18 protein-coding genes are annotated in these 26981 nt (G+C 40.1%); 9 read left to right on the top strand and 9 right to left on the bottom strand.

Going from position 1 to position 26981, the window contains the following annotated elements; all coding sequences use genetic code 11:
- Positions 1-685 precede the first annotated feature (685 nt).
- From BVH04_RS02860 to BVH04_RS02830, 6 genes are all read left to right on the top strand, one after another.
- On the top strand, positions 686-4381 hold the full coding sequence (locus BVH04_RS02860) for an ATP-binding protein (RefSeq protein WP_086539819.1): 3696 nt from the start codon (positions 686-688) through the stop codon (positions 4379-4381).
- A gap of 40 nt (positions 4382-4421) precedes the next feature.
- Positions 4422-4781, top strand: coding sequence for a response regulator (locus tag BVH04_RS02855; protein WP_086539818.1), 360 nt, complete (start codon positions 4422-4424; stop codon positions 4779-4781).
- Positions 4782-4950: 169 nt separating this feature from the next.
- Positions 4951-5565 carry a PAS domain-containing protein gene (locus tag BVH04_RS02850; RefSeq protein WP_169714345.1) on the top strand — a complete coding sequence of 205 codons (615 nt, stop codon included), beginning with the start codon at positions 4951-4953 and terminating at the stop codon, positions 5563-5565.
- A 699-nt stretch (positions 5566-6264) separates the two neighbouring features.
- On the top strand, positions 6265-10569 hold the full coding sequence (locus BVH04_RS02840) for a PAS domain S-box protein (RefSeq protein ID WP_086539815.1): 4305 nt from the start codon (positions 6265-6267) through the stop codon (positions 10567-10569).
- A 40-nt stretch (positions 10570-10609) separates the two neighbouring features.
- Positions 10610-10975: a response regulator gene (locus BVH04_RS02835; RefSeq protein ID WP_086539814.1), complete on the top strand. Its 366-nt coding sequence runs from the start codon at positions 10610-10612 to the stop codon at positions 10973-10975.
- Positions 10976-11198: 223 nt separating this feature from the next.
- On the top strand, positions 11199-11813 hold the full coding sequence (locus BVH04_RS02830; RefSeq protein WP_169714344.1) for a PAS domain-containing protein: 615 nt from the start codon (positions 11199-11201) through the stop codon (positions 11811-11813).
- 367 nt (positions 11814-12180) lie between these two features.
- Here the strand turns inward: BVH04_RS02830 and BVH04_RS02820 are convergent, their stop codons facing one another.
- From BVH04_RS02820 to BVH04_RS02800, 5 genes are all read right to left on the bottom strand, one after another.
- A complete protein-coding gene (locus BVH04_RS02820) occupies positions 12181-13134 on the bottom strand; it encodes an aldo/keto reductase (protein ID WP_086539811.1) in 954 nt (317 codons plus the stop codon).
- A gap of 57 nt (positions 13135-13191) precedes the next feature.
- Positions 13192-14598: a Rossmann-fold NAD(P)-binding domain-containing protein gene (locus BVH04_RS02815; RefSeq protein ID WP_086539810.1), complete on the bottom strand. Its 1407-nt coding sequence runs from the start codon at positions 14596-14598 to the stop codon at positions 13192-13194.
- Positions 14599-14653: 55 nt separating this feature from the next.
- Positions 14654-16024, bottom strand: a complete 1371-nt coding sequence (locus tag BVH04_RS02810; protein ID WP_240510813.1) for a putative oxidoreductase C-terminal domain-containing protein — start codon at positions 16022-16024, stop codon at positions 14654-14656.
- A gap of 12 nt (positions 16025-16036) precedes the next feature.
- Positions 16037-17407, bottom strand: coding sequence for a Gfo/Idh/MocA family protein (locus tag BVH04_RS02805; RefSeq protein WP_086539809.1), 1371 nt, complete (start codon positions 17405-17407; stop codon positions 16037-16039).
- Between the two features lie 101 nt (positions 17408-17508).
- Positions 17509-18477, bottom strand: coding sequence for a DUF6807 domain-containing protein (locus BVH04_RS02800; protein WP_086539808.1), 969 nt, complete (start codon positions 18475-18477; stop codon positions 17509-17511).
- An 80-nt stretch (positions 18478-18557) separates the two neighbouring features.
- On the opposite strand from BVH04_RS02800, the gene BVH04_RS02795 reads away from it, so the two are divergent.
- Positions 18558-19484 (top strand): ThuA domain-containing protein, encoded by a 927-nt coding sequence (locus tag BVH04_RS02795; RefSeq protein WP_086539807.1) that lies wholly within the window; start codon positions 18558-18560, stop codon positions 19482-19484.
- A 106-nt stretch (positions 19485-19590) separates the two neighbouring features.
- On the opposite strand, the gene BVH04_RS02790 is transcribed toward BVH04_RS02795, so the two are convergent.
- The 4 genes from BVH04_RS02790 to BVH04_RS02775 form a co-directional block, all read right to left on the bottom strand.
- Complete coding sequence (locus BVH04_RS02790; protein ID WP_086539806.1) at positions 19591-19932, bottom strand: zinc ribbon domain-containing protein YjdM; 342 nt, start codon at positions 19930-19932, stop codon at positions 19591-19593.
- Between the two features lie 94 nt (positions 19933-20026).
- Positions 20027-21277 carry a protoporphyrinogen/coproporphyrinogen oxidase gene (locus BVH04_RS02785; protein ID WP_086539805.1) on the bottom strand — a complete coding sequence of 417 codons (1251 nt, stop codon included), beginning with the start codon at positions 21275-21277 and terminating at the stop codon, positions 20027-20029.
- A 220-nt stretch (positions 21278-21497) separates the two neighbouring features.
- Positions 21498-22388, bottom strand: coding sequence for a hypothetical protein (locus BVH04_RS02780; protein WP_086539804.1), 891 nt, complete (start codon positions 22386-22388; stop codon positions 21498-21500).
- A gap of 9 nt (positions 22389-22397) precedes the next feature.
- The gene (locus BVH04_RS02775) at positions 22398-24437 is read right to left on the bottom strand and encodes a hypothetical protein (protein WP_086539803.1); all 2040 of its coding nucleotides are present in this window, start codon (positions 24435-24437) and stop codon (positions 22398-22400) included.
- A 341-nt stretch (positions 24438-24778) separates the two neighbouring features.
- On the opposite strand from BVH04_RS02775, the gene BVH04_RS02770 reads away from it, so the two are divergent.
- Together BVH04_RS02770 and rpiA are read left to right on the top strand one after the other, a co-directional pair.
- Complete coding sequence (locus BVH04_RS02770) at positions 24779-25993, top strand: serine hydrolase domain-containing protein (protein ID WP_086539802.1); 1215 nt, start codon at positions 24779-24781, stop codon at positions 25991-25993.
- A 144-nt stretch (positions 25994-26137) separates the two neighbouring features.
- Positions 26138-26851, top strand: a complete 714-nt coding sequence (gene rpiA / locus BVH04_RS02765) for a ribose-5-phosphate isomerase RpiA (RefSeq protein WP_086539801.1) — start codon at positions 26138-26140, stop codon at positions 26849-26851.
- Positions 26852-26981 lie beyond the last annotated feature (130 nt).

Below are 26981 nucleotides of genomic sequence, written 5' to 3'. Positions count from 1 at the left end.
CGCATAATCCAAGTGAATGATTCAAACATTTTCTCCAAATCTCACCTTAAAACTACGGCCAATCGCGAAGTCGGTGGACAGGTACAGGATCATGGTGTGCTCTACCCTAGTAGTAATATTTTTCACCTTTCTTCCTAAGATATTTTGGGACAGTCTGACTAATTAGGGTCTCGGGCTCGAAAAAGGCCAAACTTGAAGATTAAATTATATTAGTAGTTGGGAAATATATTACTCGCTTAATGAGTAAAAAATGAAAAATTTCCCACATGATAACCATGAAAAGTGGCCTTTAGAACTCTCAAGGTTGTGGCATACTTTTTAACTCTATATAGTTTTTGTTCTTTCTCCTAATGATATCGCCAAAGAACTACTAAAAATGATAAAGGTGAGCAGAAGGAACATTAATGAAAAAACCAGAAAGAATTTGATGGATTACCCAGTTTGAAATCTCGACAAACTCTTACAAACATATGATCAACAAATTAAAAGTTTACTAACTATAATTAATGACTTAATCTCTTCAAACTCTTTCAGATGGTGACCAAATGGGTGGATTAATGCAAGCATCCGACCTAAAAGTGACAACTATCCGAAAGCAGAAAAGTGATCTTATGCTTTGCTTTCCTTACTAATTATTTTCCCGTAAGGATTGTTTGCAAATCGAATTCTTTAGCTATAAGCAACCATGGATATTCCAAAACGCCCCAAAAATGACGATCTTATAATACCTGAATTCTTATCCGGTGGTGGAGAAATGGGCAAACTCATTCGTTCCAAAGACTGGTCTAAAACCCCGTTGGGTTCACCAGACACCTGGCCACAAAGTTTACGCATCATAGTAAGTTTGTGTATTGCCTCTAATTTTCCCATAGCAATAGCATGGGGACCAGGCCGGGTGCAGATTTACAACGATGGCTATTGGCCAATAACTGGCGATAAGCATCCTACCGCTATGGGACAGGATTTTAAAGAATGTTGGTTGTCGGCCTGGCCAGTTATTGGACAGGCGTTCGAAGAAGCCTCTTTGGGACAAACCCGCTTTTTGGTAAACCAGCGAATGTTTCTTGATCGCTGTGGATATTTGGAAGAAACTTTTTTTACTTTCTCCTTCAGTCCTATTCTTGATGAATCCGGAGGCGTAGGCGGGCTGTTTCACCCAATTACAGAATTAACACAACAAACACTTACCGAAAGAAGATTAAATATCTTACGCGCAGTTGCCGACAACGCGGTAAGCGCCAGAACAGAAGAGGAAGCATCTTCCCTAATATTGAATTGCTTAAAAGATTTTGAGCTTGATCTTCCCTTTGTCCTTCTTTACACTATAGCTGTCAATGGGAAAGAGGCTAACCTGGAAGGTAGTTTTGGTGTGGAAAGCGATTCACCGATTGCTCCCACAAAAATTAACCTTGAGGTGCAGGAGTCCACTAGTTGGCCATTTACTCAAGCAATTGAAAAAGGAACGGCGGTGCACGTTAAAGATCTCTCAAATACCTTTGGACCATTCAATTGCGGCCCCTACCCCGAACCGCCTAATCAAGCGTTGGTTTTTTCGTTAACGCTTCCAGGCACTGGTCATAATAATTACCTGCTTGTAGCTGGTGTCAGTTCCAGACGAAGCTTAGATGAAAAATACTTGTTGTTTTATGACCTTTTAACAGCATCTATGACCAATGAGCTAACCAAAGCGAAAGTATACGAAGCAGAGCGGACAAAGGCTGAGGCACTTGCCGAAATAGATAAAGCAAAAGTTGTTTTCTTTGCCAACATCAGCCATGAGTTTCGTACACCACTTTCCCTGGTACTCGGATCTTTGGAAGAAGTACTCAATAAACCTACTGGTGAAATTACCCTTTCTGATAAAGAGGCAATTGAAACATCTCACCGCAATGCCATGCGATTGCTTCGGCTGGTAAACAACCTGCTTGACTTCAGCCGTATCGAAGCGGGTAGAATACAAGCACAATACCGACTGACCGATCTGGCAAGGTATACAACGGACTTGGCAAGCAGTTTTCGTTCATTAATAGAAAATGTAGGATTGACCTTTGACGTGACAACAGAGGCCATCATTCAACCGGTTTATATTGACAGAGAAATGTGGGAAAAGATTGTCCTCAATCTGCTGTCAAATGCTTTTAAAAATACATTAAAAGGAGGTATAGCCCTTTCATTGACTACCCAAAACAACCAGGTAATATTAAATGTACAAGATACAGGTGTCGGCATTCCTGAAGCCGAATTACCTAATATGTTTCAGCGATTTCATCGAGTACAAAATGTGGTGGGACGAACCTATGAAGGAACCGGAATTGGATTATCCTTAGTAAGTGAGTTGGTAAAATTGCATGGAGGAGAAATCTCTGTTCAAAGTAAATTGGCAGAAGGATCTGTGTTTACGGTTTCCATTCCCACAGGTAAATTACACTTACCAATAGCGCATGTTGTTGAAAAAGAAATAGACCCGATGGCTATCGGGTTTTCTGCTTCTCTTAGCGAGGCTTTTGTTGAGGAGGCAAAAACGTTTATTGAGCACAGCGTTCTTACCGATAACGAAACGGAATCTTTGCAAGCACACTCAGGTGCAGCTACCGTTTTAGTAATTGATGACAATGCCGACATGAGGGCCTACATGAAAAGTCTCTTACAAAGGCAGTATCGTGTTGTTACAGCTAATAATGGAATGGATGCTCTGCAGCAGATAGAAGAACATGCTCCGCAATTAATTTTGAGCGATATAATGATGCCAGTTATGGACGGCATTCAATTATTGGAAGCCGTAAAAGAAAATGTTCAAACCCAAAATATTCCTGTCATTTTACTCTCAGCCCGAGCCGGTGAAGAAGCTATAATAGAAGGCTATGACACGGGGGCTGATGATTATTTGATTAAACCGTTCTCAGCAAAAGAATTATTGGCAAGAGTAGCTTCGCAGTTGAAGACAAGTAACGTAAGAAAAAAAAATCAACAACAATTACAGAGTATCATTTCACAGGCTCCCGTGGCAATGTGTGTGTTGCGTGGCCCAACATATATTGTGGAAGTTGCCAACGAAAGAGTGCTGGAGCTATGGGGCAAAACTACGGAGCAAGTAATGAACAAGCCCGTATTTGAAGCCATGCCCGATGCTGCAGGTCAAGGATTTGAAGATCTGCTAAATAATGTTTATCAAACAGGCAACCCATTTATTGCAAACGAAATGCCTATTGACCTTATCAGAAATGGAAAGTCTGAAAAGGCATATTTGAACTTTGTTTATGAGCCGCTCTACGACGCCGATGAAAAAATATCAGGTATTGTAGTTGTAGCTACAGAAGTAACAGAACAGGTAATTGCCAGCAAAAAAATTGAAGCTAGCGAAAAGCAGTTTCGCACATTTGCCAACAGCATTCAAAACCTGGCATGGATTGCCAATGGTGAGGGTTGGATTTATTGGTACAATCAGCAATGGTATGATTACACCGGAACCACCTTTGAAGAAATGCAAGGTTGGGGATGGGAAAAAGTGCATCATCCCGACCATGTAAAAAAAGTTAGTGAGTTTGCAAAAGATGTATGGAAAAAAGGTGAGCCATTTGAGAATATTTTTCCACTGCGCAGACATGATGGGGAATATCGATGGTTTCTGGTCCGTGCCTATCCGGAATTAGATGCCAACGGAACTATTGAGCGGTGGATTGGTACCAATACCGATATTACCGAACAAAAAAAATCGCTTGAAGAAAAAGATGAGTTTATAAGCATTGCCAGCCATGAGATGAAAACCCCGCTCACTACTGCAAAAGGGTATATTGAGTTACTGCTGCTTTCATTGAAGGAAGAAAACCAAAATGCCTTATATGCAACCAAAGCCAATCAAGCCATAGAGAGACTACACGACTTAATTACAGATTTATTGGATGCCAGTAAAATACAAAATGGGCAACTGAATTATACATTAACCACATTCGATTTTAATAACATGGTAGTTGAAACCATTGAAAATATTGAGCACACAGCAAGAAACCACACTATCCAAAAAGCAGGAACCAGTTCCGAAAAAATAACCGGTGATAGAAGCAGGCTTCAACAGGTGCTGATTAATTTATTGACCAATGCTATAAAATACTCCCCAAATGAAAATCAGGTAGTAGTTAAAATAGAAGAACAGGAAAGTAACATTCAGGTATCAGTTCAGGATTTTGGGGTTGGGATGTCAAGCCAACATTTAGCTAAAGTTTTTGACAGGTATTACCGCGTTGAAGAACATGCTATTCAATTTCAGGGACTGGGAATGGGATTGTATATATCAAACAATATTATAGAACGGCACGGTGGCAGAATGTGGGTAGAAAGTGAGCCTGGAAAGGGAAGCATTTTTTATTTTATGTTACCATTATAATTGATTAAAATAACTCTTGGACTAAAACAGTTGAATTAATATGAAAGAAAAAATCCTTATTTATGATGATGATGAAGAAATCTTGCTTTTATGCAAAGCGATATTATTGAGGTATGATTTTGAAGTAGAAACATTGACAGCATGCGAAAATATTTTGGAGGATGTGCAGTCTATTCAGCCGGATCTTATTTTAATGGACCTGTGGATACCTGAAATTGGTGGTGAAAAAGCGATAGAGCTTTTGAAGCAAAATGAAAACATCAAACAACCTCCTGTTTTACTGTTTTCTGCCAATCCAGATATTAAGGAAATCTGCAAAAAAGTAAATGCTAACGGCTATATCGAAAAGCCATTCACCATAAACACACTTATTGAAAATATTAAAAGACATACAAGCTAGACAACAATAGCGGTTGATAAAAATCCAGTATCAAAATCTGATCAGAAAGTTGACAGTTTTTGAACCCCAGATTTTGGCACTTTGCCGAGCGCCAAAATTCAGTGTGTAAGTTGCACCGCTTATTTATTATTAAAGGAATGTTTTTTTTAAACCCTAAATTATGATACAAATGGAAAAGCAAACGCCAAGAGAGAAAGTTAACAAATTAGATGATTTGAATATAGACTTAGAAACCTACATTGCTAATACCATTATTCCACAATTATATGTAGACGACAATCTTATACTGAGGAAATTTACCCTCCCAGCTATCGATCAATTTAACTTGACTCCTGACGATTTCAACAAAAATATTCAAGAGATTTCCGACAAAATAAACTATCCAACTTTAGTTGAAAATATAAAAGAAGTTATAAAGACTGGTAATAAGCTGGAGAAGGAGATCCAAACCTCGGATAAAAGATGGTTCCAAATGAATATTTTGCCTTATGTAGTTAAGAAAGAAAAAAGAACCGACGGAGTAATGATCACACTCATTGATATAAACAAACGGATAGCTGTTGCAAACGAACTGGAACAGTTAAAAACACAACGATATACCTTACTTAATAAATTGTCTCACAACCTAAAGCAACCCATTTCAAATATTGGATTGCTTGCAGATGAGTTGGTGGACGCATTTGATAAAAAAGACACAGAACAATTTACAACATGGATAGAAATTCTTAGAGGTGCTTCTGGTAAGATGAATAAAATAATTAAAGATTTTACTAATCATTTTTAAGCAGGTTAGCTATTATCCAATGAAAATATACTACTGAATCGTCAAGTTATATTTCATGATCTCTATAGGGTTCAATCTTCGAAGTTTATTTTGACAGCGATTACTAATAACATCACAGGTTTTAGCTTTATGACCCCTATTTTAACAAATCAAGAGAATCACTCTGAGAGCAGCAATAATGGAATTGCAATTATTATCGATTGCATGATTCAAGCATTTTCTCCAAATCTCACCTTAAAACTACGGCCAATCGCGAAGTCGGTGGACAGGTACAGGATCACGGTATACTCAGGCTTAGGAGTAGCGTTTTCACATTTCCCAAAAAGATATTTTGGGAAGAACTGGCTAATTAGCATCTCAGTCTCAAAAATGGCCAAATTTGAAGATTGAATTATATTAGTAGTTGGGAAATAAATTACTCGCTTAATTAGTAAAAAATGAAAAATTTCCCACATGATAACCATGAAAAGTGGCCTTTAGAACTCTCAAAAATGTGGCATACTTTTTAACCCTATATAGTTTTTGTTCTTTCTCCTAATGATAACGCCAAAGAACTACTAAAAATGATAAAGGTGAGCAGAAGGAACATTAATGAAAAAACCAGAAAGAATTTGATGGATTACCCCGTGAATAAACTTGGAGAAAATCTTGGATCATGTTATCATCAAATTCTTTGACAGTTCTATTAAGTAAAATTTGATGACTAAATCTTTGCAATTTCTTTCAGGCGGTGGCGAAATGGGTGCTTTAATGCGGGCATATGACTGGGAATCTTCCCCCTTAGGTCACGCAGACAAATGGCCACAAAGCCTTCGTACTACCCTTAGTATTTTGCTTAACTCCAAGTTCCCCATGTTTTTATTTTGGGGTCCGGAACTGATTTGTTTTTACAATGATGCCTACCGCTTCAGCCTGGGTAATGATGGAAAGCACCCAGCAATATTAGGTATGAAAGGCGAAAAAGCCTGGCCTGAAACGTGGTCCACAGTAAAACCTCCAATTGATCAAGTGCTTATGGATGGTGAAGCCACTTGGAGTGAAGACCAGTTAATTCCCATATATCGTGAAGGAGAATTGAAAGATGCTTTTTGGACTTTCAGCTTTAGCCCGGTTAGGAATGAAAGAAATGAGACAGCGGGCGTATTTTTAACGCTCATTGAGACCACAGAAAGAGTCAACAATCTTAAAAAATTAAAAGAAACCAAAGAACAGTTAGAGTTTGCAATTGATGCAACAGAATTAGGCACTTGGGATTTTAACCCAATTACGAATAAATATAGTGGCAACAACCGCTTTAAAGACTGGTTTGGCCTGCCGCATGAAAAGGAAGTTGACTTTTCCAGCGGAATAAACGTGGTGGCTGAAAAGGATAGAAGTCGTATTTCGCATGCTTTTCAAAGAGCGTTGGAATTTGAATCCGGTGGCATATACGATATTGAATACAGTATCATTAACCCTATTGACAAACAAGAACGTATTGTTCGTGTCAAAGGAAAAGCATGGTTTGGAGAGGATAAAAAGCCTTATCGTTTTACAGGAACACTGCAGGATATTACGGAACAGGCACTGTCCAGGCTAAAAATTGAAGTTAGTGAAAAGCGCACAAAAGTGGAGCGCAATAAACTCCACGACTTCTTTACACAAGCGCCTGCCATCCTTGCCATTCTCAAAGGACCTCAACATGTATTTGAATTTGCCAACCCTCCTTACTTGGAGTTTATTGGCAACCGCAATCCTATCGGTAAGACGGTGCTTGAATGCCTACCTGAAGTAGCTGGGCAGGGTTTTACTGAGATGCTTGATAAAGTTTATACCACTGGAGAAACAATTACCGGAAAAGAAGTGCCCCTTGAAATAAATAAGGGAAATGGAAAACACGAAGAGTTTTTTCTGAATTTCACTTATCAGGCATTTAAAAACGATAATGGGGAAACAGAAGGTATTTTAGTTTTTGCCTATGACGTAAGCGAACAGGTGAATTCTCGCAAAAAAATAGAAGAAAGTGAAAACTCACTGCGGGAAATGACAGCGTATTTAAAGCTTGCTACCGATTCTGCAAATATTGGCACTTGGTCTTTAGACGTGCAGACGCAAGAATTAGAATGGAGTACACTGCATAAAAGATTGTGGGGATACGATGCCCATCGTACAGACCTTACCTACGAAGACTGGCATACACTTATTTTACCGGAGGATAAAGAAAAGGCTTTTAAAGAAATTGAAGATGCAAAAGTTAACCAAACTGTTTACGATGTAGAATATAGTATTAGCCGTGCAGATGATCAAACTGTCCATCACATGCGTTCTGTTGGCAAATATTATTTCAATAATAAGGGGGAAGCCGAAACACTCACCGGGATTAGTGTAGACATAACCCGGCAGAAAGAATCGGAATTAAAATTAAAAGCAAGCGAAGAAAAATACCGTGGCATTTTTGAAACTATGGACCAGGGCTTTAGCATACTCGAAATGATTTTTGATAGCGATAACAAGCCAGTGGATTGTGTTTATATAGAAACCAACCCCGTTTTTGAAAAGCAAACAGGTTTGAAAAATGTTACTGGTAAAACTGCAAGAGAGCTGATTCCCAATCTCGAAGATCACTGGTTTGAAATCTATGGCAAAGTGGCTTTAACTGGCGAACCAAACCGATTTATTGAAGGCAGTGAAGCATTGGGCCGCTGGTTTGAAACGTACGCTTTCAGGTTAGGCGATCAGGGCAGTAAAAAAGTAGCCGTCCTTTTCACAGATATTACGGAGCGAAAACAAAATGAAGAAACGCTCCGCTATCGACAAGCCCTGCTAGAGGCACACAATGAAGCCAATAGAGATGGTCTATTGCTCGTAGATGCCAAGGGAAAAATCATTAGCTACAACCAGAGCTTTATTGATGTATGGCGTATGCCTCAAGAGATTGTCGATGCCAAAGACGATGATCTAGCACTTGAATTTGCCATGACCCAATTGGTAAACCCGCAACAGTTTATTGACAAGGTGAAATGGCTCTATGAGCATCCCTCAGAGACAAGTATTGACGAACTGGTTTTCCTTGATGGCAGGATAATAGAACGCCATGGCTACTCAGTAGTGGGAGAAGATGGAACCTACTATGCCTGGTCTTGGACTTACAGAGATATTACAGAACAAAAAGCTGCAGCTGAAGTAATAAAAGAAAGCGAAACGAGATTCCGCACTATGGCAGAGGCTACTGAAGTGTTGATCGGAGTCGCAGATGAAGCGAGCAATGTGACCTATTTTAATAAAGCTTGGGTAGACCTTACAGGAAGACCGATGGAGGATTTACTGAGGTTGGGATGGGCTGACTTATTACATCCTGAAGACAAAGATCGCGTGGTTGATATTTATCTTTCAGCTTTTGCAAATCAAGAAGGTTATGAATTAGAGTTCAGAATTTTGAATAAAAACGGAGAATATTGTTGGTTATTAGCCAAAGTACCAGCCCGATTTCACCCAGATGGAACTTTTGCAGGATACATCAGTGCTAGCATTGACATTACAGATCGTAAAAAAGCCGAAGAAAAAATCAAAGAGGCCCGTGAACTTCTTGAAACCACTTTGCAGAATGTATCTTCTGCCATCTTTCATTTTGATAAAACAGGCAAAATTCTTTACCTCAATGAAATTGGAGCAAATCAGATAGGATATGCTACGGTAGACGAAGTGCTTGCAGAAAAAGATATATTCCAGTTGAGAAAAAGGGCATATGAAACTTTCACTGTACTGAATGAACAAGGTAAACCAATGCCTGCTGATCAAAATTCAACAGCGCTCACTTTTAAAACCGGTAAGTTTTCAGAAGTCGTTTCCCAACTAATCAATAAAAAAACCGGGGCAACTTTCTGGCTCTTATCCAGGGCAACTCCAATTTATGATCAAAATGGCGGGCTGATTAAAGTGCTTGCCACTACTACAGATATTACCCTTCAAAAATCATCGGAGCAATCCCTTCGTCAAAGTGAAGACCAGTTTCGCACATTTGCCAACAGTATTCAAAACCTGGCATGGATTGCCAATGTTGACGGACAGAGATATTGGTATAACCAGCGATGGTATGATTATACCGGAACCACGTTTGAAGAAATGCAGGGTTTGGGTTGGGAACAAGTCCATCACCCTGACCATCTTGAAAAAATGATTGTGTTGAAAAAAGAAGCCTGGAAAAAAGACGAAGCATTTGAGCTAACCTTCCCACTACGCAGGCACGACGGAGAATATCGTTGGTTCCTCACCCGCGCCTATCCTGTAAAAGATGCCTACGGAAACACTGAGCGCTGGATAGGAACTAATACCGATATACATGAACAAAAAAAATCGCTTGATCAAAAAGATGAATTTATAAGTATTGCGAGCCATGAAATGAAAACTCCTTTGACTACTGCCAAAGGCTATCTTGAATTACTGCTGATGATATTAAGCGAAGAAAATCAAACTGCCTATTTATACGCCAATAAAGCTAATAAGGCATTAGAAAAGCTAAACGGCTTAGTTACAGATTTATTGGATGCCAGTAAAATACAACATGGGCAACTGAATTATTCTATTACCACATTCGATTTTAATGCAATGGTGGATGAAGCCATTGAAGATATTCAGCTTACTGCTAAAAATCATAGCTTAGAAAAAAGCGGGAACTGCTCACAACTAATTACCGGTGATAGAGAAAGGTTAAAGCAGGTAATGATTAATTTATTGACCAATGCTGTAAAATATTCTCCCGATGGTGAGAAAGTATATATTAAAGTTGAAGATCAAGTTAGAAACATTCAGGTATCAGTTCAGGATTTTGGTGTTGGGATGTCAGGTCAGCATTTGGACAAAGTTTTTGACAGGTATTACCGCGTTCAGGAAAATGCTGTCCAATTTCAGGGATTGGGCATTGGGCTCCATTTATCCAGCAATATTATACAAAGACACGAAGGCAAAATGTGGGTAGAAAGCGAACCTGGTAAGGGAAGTGTTTTCTATTTTACCTTACCATTATAAATTAATAAAAAAAATTCCAGACTAATACAGTTGAGACATTATGAAAGAAAAAATTCTTATTTACGATGATGATGAAGAAATTTTACTTTTATGTAAAGCGATTCTGTCGAGGTATGAATACGTTGTAGAAACTTTATCGATATGTGAAAATGTTCTAGCCGATATTCAAATATTCAAGCCTGATGTTATTCTTATGGATTTATGGATTCCCAAAATTGGTGGTGAAAAAGCGATTGAAATTATAAAGCAAAATGAAAGCGCTAAACAAATACTTGTTTTGGTGTTTTCTGCCAATTCAGATATTAAGGAAATTTGTAAAAAAGTAAATGCGGACGGTTATATAGAAAAACCATTCAGCATAAAAACTCTTATTGAAACCATTGAAAAGCATGCAAGTACATTGTGACTTAACAGAACTTAAGTATGCAGAACTTTCTGAACGCTAGGTTAAGAGGCGCTTGCCACAGACTTGATTAATGCAAGCGAGGTGCTTGTATCAGGTATTGATACAAACTGACAGTTTAGAACCTCTAAGGCCGTCAATGCGTCAAGCGCCAAAATATTGCGTGTAAGTAGCACTGCACATTTAATTTTGAAGAAATATTTTTTACACCCTAAATATGAATAAAATGGAAAAACAAACAGCAAAAGAGAAGACCAACAAATTAGATGATTTGAGTGTAGATTTAGAAAACTACATTGCTAATACCATTATTTCGCAATTATATGTAGACAGTGATCTCAAACTGAGGAAATTTACGCTCCCGGCTATGGAGGAATTTACCTTGACTCCTGATGATATTGACAAAGATGTACACGAGGTATCTGACAAGATCCCTTTTCCAACTTTAGTTGAACATATAAAAGAAGCAATTGAGACAGGTAATATCTTTGAGAAGGATATCCAAACAACGGATAATAGATGGTTCCAAATGAATATACTGCCATATGGCATTAGGAAGGAAAACAGAACCGACGGCGTAATGATAACTTTTATTGATATAACAAAACGGATAGTTGTTGTAAACGAATTGAAACAATTAAATACCCAACAATATACCTTACTTAATAAATTGTCTCACAACCTAAAGCAACCTATTTCAAATATTGGATTGCTTGCGGATGAGTTGGTGGAAGCATTTGATAAAAAGGATACAGAACAATTTACAACATGGATTGAAATTCTTAGAACTGCTTCTGGTAGGATGAATAAAATAATTGAAGATTTTACCGATAAGATTTAAGTAGAATAGGTAATACCTATTGAAGATAAGCAACTGAATAGTGAAGATATATTTCATAATATCGGCATGCGTTCAATCTTCGAAGTTTACTTTGAAAGCGATTACTGATAACTTCACAGGTTTTTAGCTTACTGCCCTTACTATAAAAAATCAATAGAATCAATCTGAGATCAGTAATAACCTGAAAGCGATTGATTCTACTACCATCGGAAAAATTATTTGTATCAAAAGTAAATCTGAGCATAATGAGTATAAAATTAAAATTCCGCCCAACGACTTGGATGTGATTATGAAAGGATTGCTATTTTACCTACACATAAAAAAGGCCGGGAAATCCCGGCCTTTTTTCATGACTTTAATACAAACCCTAGTTTTGATCAAACAAATCTGATGATTTATACGGACTATTTTCACCCGTAAAAAAAGAACCATCAATAAATCGATGACTGATTCCTATATCACGCAGCTCCATCATATCGTGATCATCCAAGTTGATTTTGGCCGAAGCCAAATTCCCTTTAATCCGCTCTAGATTAACTGACTTTGGGATCACGGCTATATCTCTGGCGATGGACCAAGCAATCAGAATTTGGCCAGCGCCAACTTTATGTTTGTCTGCGATCTCTTGCACTACAGGATCTTCGAGCAGTTTCGGATCATTTGCATGCTTCTCAGCTCTGGAATCAGGAGAACCCAAAGGTGAATAGGCAGTCATCAAAATGCTATGCTCTTCGCAAAATGCTACCAACCCCTCTTGCGGAAGATAAGGTTGCATTTCTACCTGATTCATTTCCGGTACCTGCCCGCCTACTTCTAGCAACTCATTCAATTTATTCCGGTTGAAATTGGAAACGCCAATATGCTTGGCAAGCCCCTTTTCTTTCAATTCTTGCATCGCTTCCCAAGTCTCATGAATGGACACTTCCTCATAGGTATAGTAGTCTTCTCTGTCTTTTGGAAATCCTACTTCCGCCTTAAAAGCTATCGGCCAATGAATCAAATACAAATCAACATAGTCCAATTTCAAATCTGAAAGTGATTTCTCCAAAGCGGGAAGTACCTGATCTTTCTTATGTGAATTATTCCAAAGTTTGGAAGTCACAAAAAGCTCCTCGCGCTTCACCAATCCTTCGGCCAATGCCTTAGCAATCCCTTCTCCTACTTCATTCTCATTTTGGTAAACCGCGGCACAATCAATATGTCGATATCCAGCCTCAATAGCCCAATAAACTGCTTGGCTCACTTCTCCAGGATTGCTTTTCCATGTTCCCAATCCAATGATTGGAAGTTTATCTCCGTTTTTAAAGCTTAAGTGTTTCATGTTTTTAAAAATTTAGATTTTTGATTTGATCTACTTTACAAGTAAACATACTTGAATTTAGTTCTGCCGATTTTTTAAATATTTCTTAAATCTGTTCATCACCCAAAGATGAATTTTTGCCTGTGTATTCACATAGATAAGCCATGGCAATCTCGGTACAAACTCATGAATGGCTGAAATAATGTATCTGTTTTCCAGTACCCCGCGAAATTCTAACCAGCCATGGTCAAACCTCTTCACCAGCCAGCCTCCTGAAATGTAAAACAATTGTCTGTTTTCGTCACTTTTATCAGGAATCATAGTCAATTGGAGCATGGGTTTTTTGCTCCAAAGCATGAAAAATACTATTTCCCCACTGTCCAACATTTCTCCATTGATCCAAAACTTGAAAAAAGTAGGAAGCCAAATATTATAACGATGAGCAACCCAGGTCGCTGAATATCCGTGAGGATTTGACATTCTCTGAATACTCCTAACCGTATTCTTTATTTTTTCCTGAGAGTGAAAACTCGGTGTTTTTGGCTTAATGTCCGAGTCTAGTGCCTCCCTTACTGATTGCTTATAGCTAAGATAATCAATGTGCTTTTCTCGAAACTTCAATTCCTCCGAGACAGTCAAGGTATGCTTGAGACTTTCCACCAAAGGAGAAACCAATTGAGGTGGGGACTCGCCAAAAAGACCCACCCAAAGCTTAGAAAGACCCAAAGAGAAAACTGGGACAGAAAACACCATTCGTTTCTTTCCCATTTCTTCGGCTGTGATTTCCAGCATTTTCCGATAAGAAATCACCTCAGGGTTTCCTATTTCTATTGCTTTTCCGTACACATTGGCATTTCCGACACAGGTATCAATAATATCCAGAGTATCCCTCAATGAAATAGGTTGAGTCAATGATTCTGTCCATTTTGGACACATCAGAACCGGCAGATTTTTTACCAGATTCTTAATCATATCAAACGAGGAACCGCCAGGTCCTACAATGATCGAGGCACGAATGGCGGTAAGTTTGGCAGATCTGGCTCCAAGTGTTTGCTCCACTTCCAAGCGGCTTTTCAAATGACGGGATAGCTTTTCGCCAGTTTCCTTGGGCAGAAGACCGCCTAAATAAATAATCTGCTTTACCTTATTTAATTGAGCTGCACGGCTGAAATTATCGGCTAGCAGCAAATCAGTATCTTCAAAACTGCCTTGGTTCAATCGAGTAGAGGCATTCATCGAATGCACCAAATAGATTGCTACGTCCACTCCTTTTAAAACCTCTACGGTACTGGAAATTGAATACAGTTCTACCTGTTTCCAAGTCACTTCAGGATATGGATTATCCTTTACCTTCTTGCGACTCAGCGCGACGATATTGTATTTGTGTCTAAAATGATAAATAAACCACCGCCCGACATATCCACCTGCACCGGCAATGGCTACAGTTGGTTTAGAGTCAGAAATAGGTTGATCAGTAAATTCCATAAGATTAAGAGCTTAGCTAGCCAACCTATTTATTGGTCTTCAAGTTTAGTAAATCCTATTTTTCTTCTGCTTTTTCCAAAGCTTCTGTAGTCGTATAATACTTTACGATCATGTTTGGCACCTCCCAGGAAGGCATATTCTTTTTGGAAAAATACTCCAAATATTTCTCAGTAACCTGTGCAAAGTGAGCCTCGTGCCCATTGTGGTACTTTTCTGGGATAAGAACTTTGTACTTACCCTCCCCTGTTTTCTCCAAATCAAGTCCGGGAAAACGATCTTGAAGTTTCTCTTTGATGAGAGTACTCAACGCTTCATCCTGCCCGTCCAGAAGTTCTACATATAAGGTGGCTACATAACCTTCTTCCTCACCTTGTTGAATAATCAAATTGGCTTTAGTGCCACGCATCAAACTATAATGTGTATCCGCAGCTCCTTCTGGTGCTTGAAAGTTCCAGACAACGCTCACTTTAGAATGCACACCCTTTAGTGTGTAATTCATCTCGCCATTACTATTCACGCTCAACCTATTATCTGCTACGTTTTTCTGCAAGAAGTCAGAATATTCTGCTTTACCAGTAACCATATTGAACTGAACTGAATCCAGCACCGTGGGCCAAAGCTTAGCAGTAAGCATTTCCACATCAGTGGTATCCAGAGTCACCTCCGGAAAAGCTTCCCATTGGATCAAGTCCACCAAGTGGGTAGTCACATCCACGATGCCTGTACCTTCTATATCCGTATCGAAAAACCAATCCGGTCTGACTAGCGGATTTCCAGACACGTATTTGAAGAAGTGATGTACAGACTCCTTAGTAATGGCGGGATTCTTCAGGGTACCTTTTTCCAATTCGCCAAAAACGGCTGGCACCAAAGAAAGCTCCTTTTGTAAAATCGTGCTGATCTCAAATCGCTCGGTCATGATATCATACAAAAGCAGGTCTTTTTTCCCAGCTTCATCATAAACTTTTAAAAGCTTCTGAAATCCTGACTTATCAATCACTAAAGGTTTATCCGCATAGACATTGATCCCGTTGGAAATAGCTGCTGAGATATAATCAATCTTGCGATCATTTTTACCGGCTACCATCATCACATTCCCAGGCTTGGCAGAAATCATTTTCTCCAAATAATCAGCGCCGGTAGTTACCTGTAAATTCCAGGCTGTAGGATCTTCTTCACGATTATTGTAGCCCGCCAGTCGATTCATGTAGTCTTTCAGTTCCGCACCCTCGGGAGCGAAAACATAGACCGTAGAATCCACCTGAGGGTACATAGATTTGTGAATCAGGCCCGCGTGAAAGTGTCCCGGATCTAATGACATAATTGTAATCTCAGAAGTAGATTCAGGTGCTTGACTCACGGTTTCTTTATTTTCGCAGGAAAGTAATATTCCCGCCGCAATAGCTACTAGAACTGTATTTTTCAAAATATTCGCTTATTAAACTTTCACATAATTAGTACCATAAGGAGCTCGCTGTGGTCTTTCCAACATAGAGTTTGCCTCTGGGTCGTTGATGAATTTCTCCGCTTTTGCATCCCACTCCAGCTTTCTACCAAGCTTCATAGAGATATGCGTCACTAGACAAACAGAGCAAGAACGATGTCCGATTTCTACAGGGGAAAGCAGTTCATTATTTCCCTGAATCGCCCCAAGCCAGTTGCCATGATGCTCATCACTTCTGATCAACTGAATTTCGTCAGGCCCTATCACTGATTGCAAGATTTTGGGATCAGAAGCATCCAATGCTTTGGCACTATTGCCTTGGGCTACTGGATCAGAGGAAGAGGCTACATAGCTACCTCGGGATACCCAGATCCATCCATCTGTACCTTCATAGCGAATACCGTTTGGATAGCCGCCACCTGTGTACATGATTATGCCATTGTCATATTCAGCTTTTGCATAAAAATCACCGTGTACATCCCAAAGTCCTGATTGAGGAAACTCAGCTACTGCCTGCACATATCGTGGGCCTGTCAACTCAGTGTCCATTCCCCAAGCCGCAGAATCGTAATGATGCTGACCCCAGCCTGTAATCATACCTGCACCAAACTGCTCTCTCCTCAACCATCCCGGTCTGCCGTAGCCTGTCTCAGGATGTACCCCGATTTCAGTGTAAGGAACCTCTGGTGTAGAACCCAACCACATGTCATAATTCAAATTTGCCGGAACTGGCATAGGATCAGCCTCTGGCCCGGCAGGATCTCCAGGAAGACCTACTTTTACCGTATGAAGCTTTCCTATTCTACCATTTCTTACCAATTCGGCAGCAATTCTAAATTGCTCACTGGAACGCTGCTGAGTACCCAGTTGAAGTACCATGCCTGATTTTTTCACCGCATCCACCAACTGTCTTCCTTCTCGGATTGTCAGTGAAGTTGGCTTTTGCAAATAGACGTGTTTGCCTGCCAACGTTGCTTCCATCGCTGGCTGGGAGTGCCAATGATCCGGAGTACTGATTACAATTGCATCTATATCCTTGTTCTGAAGCATTTCCTTGTAGTCAGCGTATTGTTTCACGTCGAGATATGCTTTTCCCATTTTCTTGGTATAGTAATCTTCGACTAACTTTTTACCATCTGCCATTCGATTACTGTCCAAATCCGATACTGCTATGATGCGTGCGATGTCGTGCTGCATTACACCCGGCAAATCGTGATCTCGTGCTATTCTACCACAACCAATTTGACCTATGTTGATTTTATTACTTGGGGCATTTTTTCCAAAAACTGATGCTGGCACTATGGTAGGGAAACCAATAGCCGCACCAGCTAGGGCGCTGTTCTTAATAAATTCTCTTCTTTTCATATTTCATAAGGGTTAATTGAAATTGGTTTTGTATTGTTTGAATTGGCACTGAATCCTTCAATCTGCACAGGGACTTATCTCTGCGACTGATCGCTGATAACTCATTTCACAAAAGCCTTCCAATAAGCTTCTGCTTCTACGGCAGTCATCTCACCATCGAAGACAATCATTCTGTATTTCAAAGTATATCGTTGGTTGGGTAAAAGCTCCCAAGACTCATGTCTGATCGGAGTGAATTCGACGAAGACATTGCCTATTCCATTGTAGTTATCCTCGGGCCAAACGCGTAGCGGTTCGGGATGGGATTTATTCGTATTGTGACTCAGGAATAGAATTCCGCTCTCACCGGATGCATCATCAGTTTCTCCCTCCACGATGATCCATCTAGCATTTGTGCCATCGGCTGTCTTTCTAGTATCTCCTTCAGAAGTTAAAATAGTGCTATTATCAGTACCCCATTTCTCAGTGGCTCGATAACCAATCCCACCACCATAGCGGTAATCATCAAGTAAAATACCTCCGGGAATAGTAGTTTCTATCGTACTGGTGTAGTCCACCATGTAGCGACCTTTGTCCGCAGGTTTTACTTTGATGCGCAGGTCCTCGGCTATTGCAATTCGCTCGGATTCGGGGGCTTTTAGATCCAGGTGATTCTGCCTAACGTTGAGTTCTGCTGCTCCACCTGCCTGCTTTTTAGAAAGCACATGTGAGAAGTCCACTCTACCCTTTTGATCCCCTAGATTCCAGAAGTCAACCTCTCTCCCACTGATGGTGGCGCGTGTCCAAGGTCCCCAGATTCCGTAGTGGTGATAATGGTCCTTTGGTTGAATTCTGGTCAGGACTTGGCCTGATGGAGATTTTAGGGGATGAATAAATCCAGATTTTGCAAAATCTTTTTTGATTCCTTCCGGCACGTCTTCGACAGCCGTTTGATAGGTCAAAACAGGCTGATTATCAATCACGAAATCAATTCCGCTTGCAGTCTCTTTTAACTCTACTTTTTGTCCATAGGCAACTAACACTACCCATTGACAAAAAGCCAGTACACAGAAAATTCTTTTGAATATCATATAAAAATCAGGTTATTGGGATTGGATTTTAAAGATATAGAAATCTAAAGTATCGACTAACCCGCTCATCCAATTACCACATGAAGAATATTATTATCTACGGAATCGTTTTCCTAGCCAGCATCAACGCCGCGCTAGCGCAAAACCCATCAGAGATCCCATTGGATCAGGAATGGAAAGACAAAATCACGAAATTAGCACCAGAAAAGGCTAATTTCCCATTTAAAAAGAAAAAGAAAATCCTCGTGTTTTCACTGCACACAGGCTTTTGGCATTGGGTAAATCCACATACCTCAGCGATGATTGAGATCCTTGGCGAGAAGAGTGGTGCCTTTGATGTGACTACCAGCACTGACATCGCCATGATGCAAAAAGACAAGCTTAAAGAGTTCGACGCGGTGGTATTCAACAATACCAATTCAAAGCCTCAGTACAGAAATCTATTCGTAGATAAGATCAGCGAAGACACTTCATTGGACAGCCTAACGGTTTGGACTGAAGCAAATAAGCTAGAGGATAATATCATCGAGTACGTGAAAAAAGGCGGAGGAATTCTGATTGTACACGGGGGAAATACCATGCTAAATAACTCAATGGCGTTTTCTAAACTGACAGGTGGAAGTTTCGATTATCACACAAAGCAGCAGGCATTCCAGGTGAGGATCGAGGATCCTTCACATCCGTTGACCAAGTCACTTCCAGTGGAAGGTTACAATCACGTGGACGAGCCTTATTTCTATAAGAATGCATACGAAGAGTCAGACTTTCACCCGCTGACTTATTTCAACAATGCTGAGATAGAAGGTCAGAAAAAAGGTCAGGAGAAAACTTCCGGCAAAACATATGTATCGTGGATCAGAAAAGAAGGCAAGGGCCGAGCGATGTATATCTCAACTTCTCACAATGCCCAGAGTTTTGAAAATGCCAGTATTCTAGCCTACTTCTTGGATGCACTTCAGTATGTGGTCGGAGATGTGAAGGTGGATGAAACACCTATTGGTAAGTAGTCGGTAAAAAGTAAGTAGTGAGCAGTGGGAAGTTCTGCTTCTCACTGCTTTTTTTAAGGGATTTATTGTCAACTAGACAAATTATTCTTGATAGAAATCTAACCAATCAGGCTTTTTTCACAAACTCGCTTTTCAGCGCCATTGAGCCAAATCCATCGATCTTGCAGTCGATGTTATGATCTCCTTCTACCAGACGAATGCTCTTCACCTTAGTCCCAGCCTTGATAGGTTTTGGAGCTCCTTTTACTGGTAAATCCTTCACAATCGTCACCGAATCACCATCCACTAAGACAGTTCCATTGGCATCTTTGACCACTAATCCTTCAGCTACTTCTTCCTGAACTTCACCAAGTTTCCATTCAAAACTGCATTCTGGACAGATGAGTTTATCATCCAATTCATAGCCATAGGGGGAGTTACATGCAGGGCAGGGAGGTATATTTTCCATGCGGCGAAGTTAAGGAAAATATGTGTAGCCGAAGAAAAGGAACCAAGCCCTTTCTAAAAGCAGAGAAGGTAAGGAAATCTAAAACCCAAAACTGTCAATACATGGGCTTGTAACTATGCACAACAGCTTCAGCAGCTATTCTCCCAGAGGCCATGGCAGCATTTATGGAGCCATTCAGCAAGTAATCGCCAGCCAGGAATACATGGTCTGAAATCTTACACTCAGTAAACGGAATTGTGTTTTTCATATCATCTACTGTAGGTATTGCATAGTTGATGTAATAAGACTTCACAAACTTGAAGTATTCAGCATTGATATGAGAAAGTGATTCCAACTCGTTCTGAACGGCTTTTACTAATTCTTTTTCTTTCAGATCAGTGTCCAGGATGGAAACTGAAAGCAATGCCCGTCCATTGCTTGAATAGGCCGATGATACATCTGTCATAAACACCAAGTTGTTGATCAGATGATTTTCTCTTGGAATCAAACCTAACATCGCCCTAGACATGAATGATTTATGAAGGGAAAAATAAAGCGTGATCACTGATTTTGGTTTAGCAAATTGTCCCTGTAATTGCTTCATAAACCTATCCGGCTGGGTAGCGATAATTAATCTATCAGGTTGGATAGATTCGCCATTTTCCAAGTGAATCTCCTGGCCCTGAACTGAAGTGACTTTGCTATTGAAAATAATCTGAGTAGTCTTCAATTGACGCCGAAGCATATTCGGGATTTCGATCATGCCTTTTTCTGGTACAGCACCTTTTCCTTGGGAAAACATCTTAAAGACAAACTCAAACATTCTTGAGGAAGTATTCAGTTCTTTCTCCAAAAATATTCCACGGAAAAACGGCTTGAAGAAATTAGCAATAAACTGCTCTGTAAAACCATACTCATTTAAATACTGATGAGTGGGAATAGATTTTTGGTTGAAAATCTCATCTATACTCTTATTCTTTAGCATTTGAGTCAGGTTAAACATTTTCACCTTATCCAAAAAACTTCCAACTTGAGAGAATGCCATGCTCACGACTTTCAGTGGATTGCGTAGCGGGTCAGAGATAATGAAGGTTTCTTTGGTACCAAAGATTACTGCTCCAGGCTCAAAATATTTAAGGTTCAGTGCAGTAAAATCCAAATATTTCTTGGCTTCAGGATAGGCAGTTAATAGCACCTGAAAACCATGATCCAGCAGAAAACCGTCCACTTCATCCGTTTTCATCCGACCACCGATGCCTCCACTTCCCTCCAAAATCACCGGTGAGTATCCTGCTTTTTCGAGCTCAATGGCAGCCACCAAACCTGCCACCCCTGCTCCTATTATATAAATCTCATGTTCTATCATTAATTCAGTTCCTGCGTAAAAAAGCTATCATGCTATTTTTGGTTAAATTATAAGAGATTAACCCATTCCGCTAAGTATTGTTTGTTAAAATCTGTTATCCATAAAAGTCTAATATTCAGCAAATTATTTCTATGGTGGGAATATTTTAAGACCAATTCCTATCACTACATCACCATTCGTAGGCTATTTTAATTGCAGGTAATCTTTAATATGAATTGCTTTAAAGATTCCCTTTCACCCAAGGAATTCCCAGCAAAAAATACTGATTCAAAATCTTTTCAAAAACCTCTGGGTTTTTCCGCAAGACATCCAGAATAACGGAAGAAACAGTCTTGTCATTATCATTTTTTGCTATTTCAAGCCAAACTTCGGATAGCAACTTATTTGATTCAGTATCCACTTTTTCCGGGCTTGCGAAGATACATTTTGTAGCTCCGCTTAGGTACCAAGCTAGTGCAATGTTTTCTGGATAGTTCCTATCTAAGGTACAGCATGTAAACCAAAGAGTAGAATTAAGCTGTGTTGAGCATTTGTGAGCTAGTAGATCAACGGTATGCAAGTGACTATAACCTCGCAATTTATCTCCTTCACCATGTCCCCAATACAACCAATTACCTCGCATCTGGGATATAGCTGATAAAATATCTTCTTTGAAAAAGTCCCCCGGATGATAGGTATTCCGTCCTTCATTCGCCCATTGGCTAAGAATATCAGTATAAGAAGGCTGATATTGACAAGTTAAATGGGTTGCAAAGTCATCTGGATTTTCTTCTTCCTCTGAAAAATCTCCTAAAGCTGTAGCTACCTCCTCCCAGCTATCTGCAAAAAAAAGAGAGCTAACCCAGGTCATATCACTATGAGACTGTATCAGTGAAGGCCAAAGATCAATTTTGTCACCGCTAGCAAAGCACTTTGGAACTACGTGCATTGCGGAAAAAGCTTGATTACTTGCCATTAGTTTTCCTACCGAAGACAGATAGGATTTTGACTTGAAATCCGGAGATTCTGGAAAAGTAATTAGAAAATAGCGAGGTCGAAGAGAATTCAACCCCGCTATAAAAATAGAAGCTTCCTCGTACCAAGAATCTGGTAAAATTATGGCGCTTATCATCTTAAAAAATCAATTGCGTGCAAAAATCAACTTGCTATTCAGCTGAAGATCTTTAACTCTGAATGGATTGATCACAAATCTTGACTTATGGACTTGTTTAGCAAAGGGACGTAATAAATCCACGGGGATTTTCGTGCTCTGTCCATCAAACTCAGCCTTCCAAAACTCTTCTACCAATACAGCTTGCTGCTCTCGCTCCAAACTTAGTAATCTACCATTAGCTGCCTTCAGATCTGCCTCTGAGAGGTTATAAGCTTTTCCAAAAAACTGCGAGTGCAATGCCTCTATCATATACACTCCACCGGAATTAACTGCCTGCCATATATGCGTCATCTCGTGGATCAACGTGTCCATAGGTAATGTTGAGCCAGATTTGTAGTTGATCACATACATGGTAGTGAATGGGCGGTTTTTATTCATCCACATGATCAGATCAGCAGCGAGGCTTGCATCAGTTAATTTCACCCGATCGAGATCGATAGAAACTCCAAATACTTTTTCTGCTTCTGCCCTCTCGCTGGCATTCAATCCTCTGTGGGAACCAAAAACATCAAGCAATATTGCAAAAACAATAGCTGCAATGGATGCACCAAGCTTAGCAGCTTCTATCATCAGCGTAACTGCAGATTTCCCAATCTCTATCAGTCCTTTAATCAAACCTTCACGAAACGCGTCTCTTACGTTAGTCACTATTTCCTTGAGTACTTCTCTCCAGTGGTTCACTGTACCTATTAGGGCAGAAATAAGTGTGCGAATTACAGAAATTGATTTCTGAGCGATTATTTCTAAAATCTCTCTCATTTGCGTCCAAATTACCCGCAATGCATTCATTAACTTCTTGGCCTGAGAGGCTACAAACTTTGCAATATCATCCAAAATAGAAGCAAGCGAAATAGCGAGATCTTTCAGCGCTCCGATAATTACTGCAAGTTGCTGCACTGTCTTTGAGACTACTTCTTTTAGCATATTAAAGATAGAAGTTCCCAATTCTCGCAAAGCTTCTATGACTCTTCTGGCAATGAGTCTGGACAGGTTGATGACAGCCACCATGATCTCACCTACTGCACGGCCGATTTTTCTCAATTCCTGAACCAGTCTTTTCGCAAAATCATGAGCAAAACGATCCAATCTTGAAATGAAATCTACCACCTTCTTTCCTGCACTTACTAACGCTTTCACTATGGCATTGAGTCTAGCTGCTGCCATTTTTGCTACTTCTATCAGCAAAGAAGTGAATGAACCCAAGAGGCTTTCAAGTTTGCTAAGTGCAGTCTTTAGAATACTTTCTGCCTGTCCTATCGCCCAGTTCAAGATTTCCAATCCTTTTTTTCCTGCCTCGATTACAGCCTGAATAAATTTATTTAATGCCGTAGTTCCCTTCTTCACTGCTTCCGAAAGTACTTGAGCAACTGATTTTCCAGCAGCCAAAACAGCCTCAACAAAGTCAGAGACTTTATCTTGAGCCCATGTAGCTACCTTTGAAATAGCGTCAGCCAGATTCTTTCCGGCAGCAGCAATAGCATCCGCTACGGTATTGATCGCTCCCACTACTGCATCTACCACAGATCCTACTGCATCCCCCAACCATCCCCAACCCCAATCTGTTTCATCCGGGACAACACCGGATTTCAGAATTTTACCGGCAGCGCTTAGCCATTCAGCTACGCCCAAAATATCACCACCTTCACTGAAATAATCTGTCATCATATCTCCTGCCTCATTTCTTTTCATTCTGGCAATTTGATGTACTAAGAGTGGCGCCTGCTTATTCTTCAAAAAGCTCTTGACAACCACCTTTCTTGTGGCCGGCTTAGAACTGGCTGACCATGAGGCTAGCTCAAAAGCTTCTTCAAAATCCCCTGTTTGACTTCGAAGTAGGATTGCTTTGGAAGTCAGATCCAGTTCCGCAACACTCTTCTGTTCACTGTTTTTCAAGACCTGATGGATATTTTTCCTATCCACATTAAAAAGCTGCATACTTTCAAATCTTGTTTTCAAGCTTTTGCTTGATTGAATTTTTTTCAATTGTGATTCATTGAGATTTCCCATAAGGCTAAAAGTTTAATTTTTAAAAATTGATAATTAGAAAGGCTCAATATAGTGTGACTACAATTCTTTCTCCATGCCTTAATTACTAGAAATAAAAATCAAATAATGATTGGACAATTATCTTGAGAATCCATTTGTAAACGCTGGCAATAATTGCCACGGCCGTTTTACAGCAAATTTCTAATCGGACAAACCTTCCATTTATCGACTTTTCTAAATGGATGGATATCTTTCAGAAATTCAAAAAACCGCCTAACTATTTACCTGATGCCTCCATAATAATTCACAAATGATCAACCGGTTAAAAGATAATTTAGTAAACTCATCCAAATTATAAATTCATGAATAAGCCAGCCGTAATCTTCCTATTCTTAATCACTTTATCTTCGGTAGTGAATGCACAGACTTATTTCCCTGAAAAGAACAATTGGGAAACTAAAAGCCCTGAATCCATGGGCCTAGATGCTGGAAAAATCAAAGAAGCTATTGACTTTGCCATCGCCCATGAAAGCCAGGAAAACCCAAATCTGAAAATTGCGCACTACGAAGGTGGTTTTGGACGTGAACCCTTCGGCTATCCTGTTGGTCCGATGAAAACCCGTGGACCAGCAACAGGTTTGATTATTTACAAAGGATTTGTTGTAGGCCAATGGGGAGACCCCAATCGTGTTGAACTTACTTTCTCAGTAGCCAAAAGCTTTCTTTCTACCACGGCTGGACTGGCTGTAGAAGCTGGACTCATCAACTCTGAAAACGACGTGGTCTATCCCTATATGGCTCCGATCTATCCTTATGATCCAGGCAAGCTGAGTGTCAACAAAGCAGATCACTTTGAGCAGGATGATACTTTTGAACTTTTCGATACTCCACACAACCGCACGATTACTTGGGATCATCTCCTACGCCAAACTTCCGATTGGGAAGGTTCGCTCTGGGGCAAACCAGACTGGGCGGATAGACCTCGTGAAGGAGCCAAAGAGAAAAGAGCAAGACCACAAAATGCTCCAGGATCAGTCTATGAATACAATGATACACGGGTAAATGTCCTTGCACTAGCCCTGATGAATATCTGGAGAAAGCCACTTCCTACAGTTCTAAAAGAGAAAATCATGGATCCTATTGGAGCCAGCGACACCTGGAGATGGACAGGCTATGAGAATTCATTTGTGATCATCGATGGACAGATTATGCAGTCAGTTTCCGGTGGTTCGCACTGGGGAGGCGGCATGATGCTATCTACATATGATCAGGCCAGATTTGGATACTTGACAATGAACAAGGGAATGTGGAAAGACAAACAACTGATCCACACTTCCTGGATTGAAAAGTCCAAAACCCCTACCCCGGCAAATCAAGGCTATGGCTTCATGAATTACTTCCTAAACTACGATCAAAAGGATATTCCTGCCGCTCCCAAAACTGCCTTCTCCCATATCGGAGCTGGAACGAATATGATCTATGTGGATTCTGAAAATGATTTGGTGATAGTAGCCAGATGGATTCCCGGCGGTGATAAGAATGAATTGGTTAGATTGGTGCTAGAAAGCTTGAAGTAGGCAGGAAAGTTTGAAGTAAGAATGAGATCTGGAGGTAAGAAGTTTGGCAGTGGAAAGTCTATGGATCACTCGTTTTGTAAAAGAACCTGAATAACAGCAACCAAAGCACTAATCCAAACCCCTCTAAAAACTATAAGATTCTTGATGAAATTGGTGAAAAAGAAAGCCTCCGAAGCAATAGAAAAAGAAAAGCAATTGGCAGCACTAGCAGCTGTCTCCTATATTCAGAATGGGCAAGTGATCGGACTTGGCTCGGGTTCCACTGCCAATTATGCCATCCGTGAAATCGGTAAGCTCGTGCAGAATGGTTTCCAGCTAAAAGCAATCCCTACTTCCAAGAAAACACAACTACTCGCCGAGTCCTTTCACATTCCTATCATCGACAGCAATAGCATTGATCACATCGATATTACCATAGATGGGGCCGATGAGTTTAATGACGACATGGTACTGATCAAAGGCGGAGGTGGGGCACTATTCCGGGAAAAGATCGTGGCTTCCATGACCAGAAAGCAGATAATAATCGCGGACTCAAGCAAATTGGTGAGACATCTTGGACTGGAATTTAAGTTACCAATAGAAGTAATTCCTTTTGCTTCCAACTACGTGATGAACCGGCTCCATATACTTGGAGGAACTTCCATCATTCGTCAGAAAGGTGGGAAAGCTTTTGTGACTGATCTGGGTAATTGGATTCTGGATGTAGATCTCGGTCATATTAGAGATCCGCTCTCCCTCTCCCGATCACTGGATGAAATTGTAGGTGTAGTTTGCCACGGTCTTTTTATTGATTTAGCTGATATTATTATAATGGGAAAAGGAGAAACCACAGAGGCCTTTCTTCGTCCAAAAAGCTAATCCAGCTTTTTTAAAACACTCATTAAATCAGATTAAATTTGGATAAATCCAAAATAGAGAGATGCGGCGCCTTTGGTTACGCTACTCAAACATAAATTAACATTCTAATGATCAACCGTTTTTAATTTTT

Source organism: Algoriphagus antarcticus (assembly GCF_002150685.1).
Taxonomy (GTDB): Bacteria; Bacteroidota; Bacteroidia; order Cytophagales; family Cyclobacteriaceae; genus Algoriphagus; species Algoriphagus antarcticus.
This window is presented reverse-complemented; position numbering and strand designations above follow the sequence as displayed.

What these genes read in the sequence shown, in the direction of transcription:
- BVH04_RS02860 (WP_086539819.1), top strand. Translation starts at nt 686, where the DNA reads ATGGATATTCCAAAACGCCCCAAAAATGACGATCTTATAATACCTGAA.
- BVH04_RS02855 (WP_086539818.1), top strand. Translation starts at nt 4,422, where the DNA reads ATGAAAGAAAAAATCCTTATTTATGATGATGATGAAGAAATCTTGCTT.
- BVH04_RS02850 (WP_169714345.1), top strand. Translation starts at nt 4,951, where the DNA reads ATGGAAAAGCAAACGCCAAGAGAGAAAGTTAACAAATTAGATGATTTG.
- BVH04_RS02840 (WP_086539815.1), top strand. Translation starts at nt 6,265, where the DNA reads ATGACTAAATCTTTGCAATTTCTTTCAGGCGGTGGCGAAATGGGTGCT.
- BVH04_RS02835 (WP_086539814.1), top strand. Translation starts at nt 10,610, where the DNA reads ATGAAAGAAAAAATTCTTATTTACGATGATGATGAAGAAATTTTACTT.
- BVH04_RS02830 (WP_169714344.1), top strand. Translation starts at nt 11,199, where the DNA reads ATGGAAAAACAAACAGCAAAAGAGAAGACCAACAAATTAGATGATTTG.
- BVH04_RS02820 (WP_086539811.1), bottom strand. Translation starts at nt 13,134, where the DNA reads ATGAAACACTTAAGCTTTAAAAACGGAGATAAACTTCCAATCATTGGA.
- BVH04_RS02815 (WP_086539810.1), bottom strand. Translation starts at nt 14,598, where the DNA reads ATGGAATTTACTGATCAACCTATTTCTGACTCTAAACCAACTGTAGCC.
- BVH04_RS02805 (WP_086539809.1), bottom strand. Translation starts at nt 17,407, where the DNA reads ATGAAAAGAAGAGAATTTATTAAGAACAGCGCCCTAGCTGGTGCGGCT.
- BVH04_RS02800 (WP_086539808.1), bottom strand. Translation starts at nt 18,477, where the DNA reads ATGATATTCAAAAGAATTTTCTGTGTACTGGCTTTTTGTCAATGGGTA.
- BVH04_RS02795 (WP_086539807.1), top strand. Translation starts at nt 18,558, where the DNA reads ATGAAGAATATTATTATCTACGGAATCGTTTTCCTAGCCAGCATCAAC.
- BVH04_RS02790 (WP_086539806.1), bottom strand. Translation starts at nt 19,932, where the DNA reads ATGGAAAATATACCTCCCTGCCCTGCATGTAACTCCCCCTATGGCTAT.
- BVH04_RS02785 (WP_086539805.1), bottom strand. Translation starts at nt 21,277, where the DNA reads ATGATAGAACATGAGATTTATATAATAGGAGCAGGGGTGGCAGGTTTG.
- BVH04_RS02780 (WP_086539804.1), bottom strand. Translation starts at nt 22,388, where the DNA reads ATGATAAGCGCCATAATTTTACCAGATTCTTGGTACGAGGAAGCTTCT.
- BVH04_RS02775 (WP_086539803.1), bottom strand. Translation starts at nt 24,437, where the DNA reads ATGGGAAATCTCAATGAATCACAATTGAAAAAAATTCAATCAAGCAAA.
- BVH04_RS02770 (WP_086539802.1), top strand. Translation starts at nt 24,779, where the DNA reads ATGAATAAGCCAGCCGTAATCTTCCTATTCTTAATCACTTTATCTTCG.
- rpiA (WP_086539801.1), top strand. Translation starts at nt 26,138, where the DNA reads ATGAAATTGGTGAAAAAGAAAGCCTCCGAAGCAATAGAAAAAGAAAAG.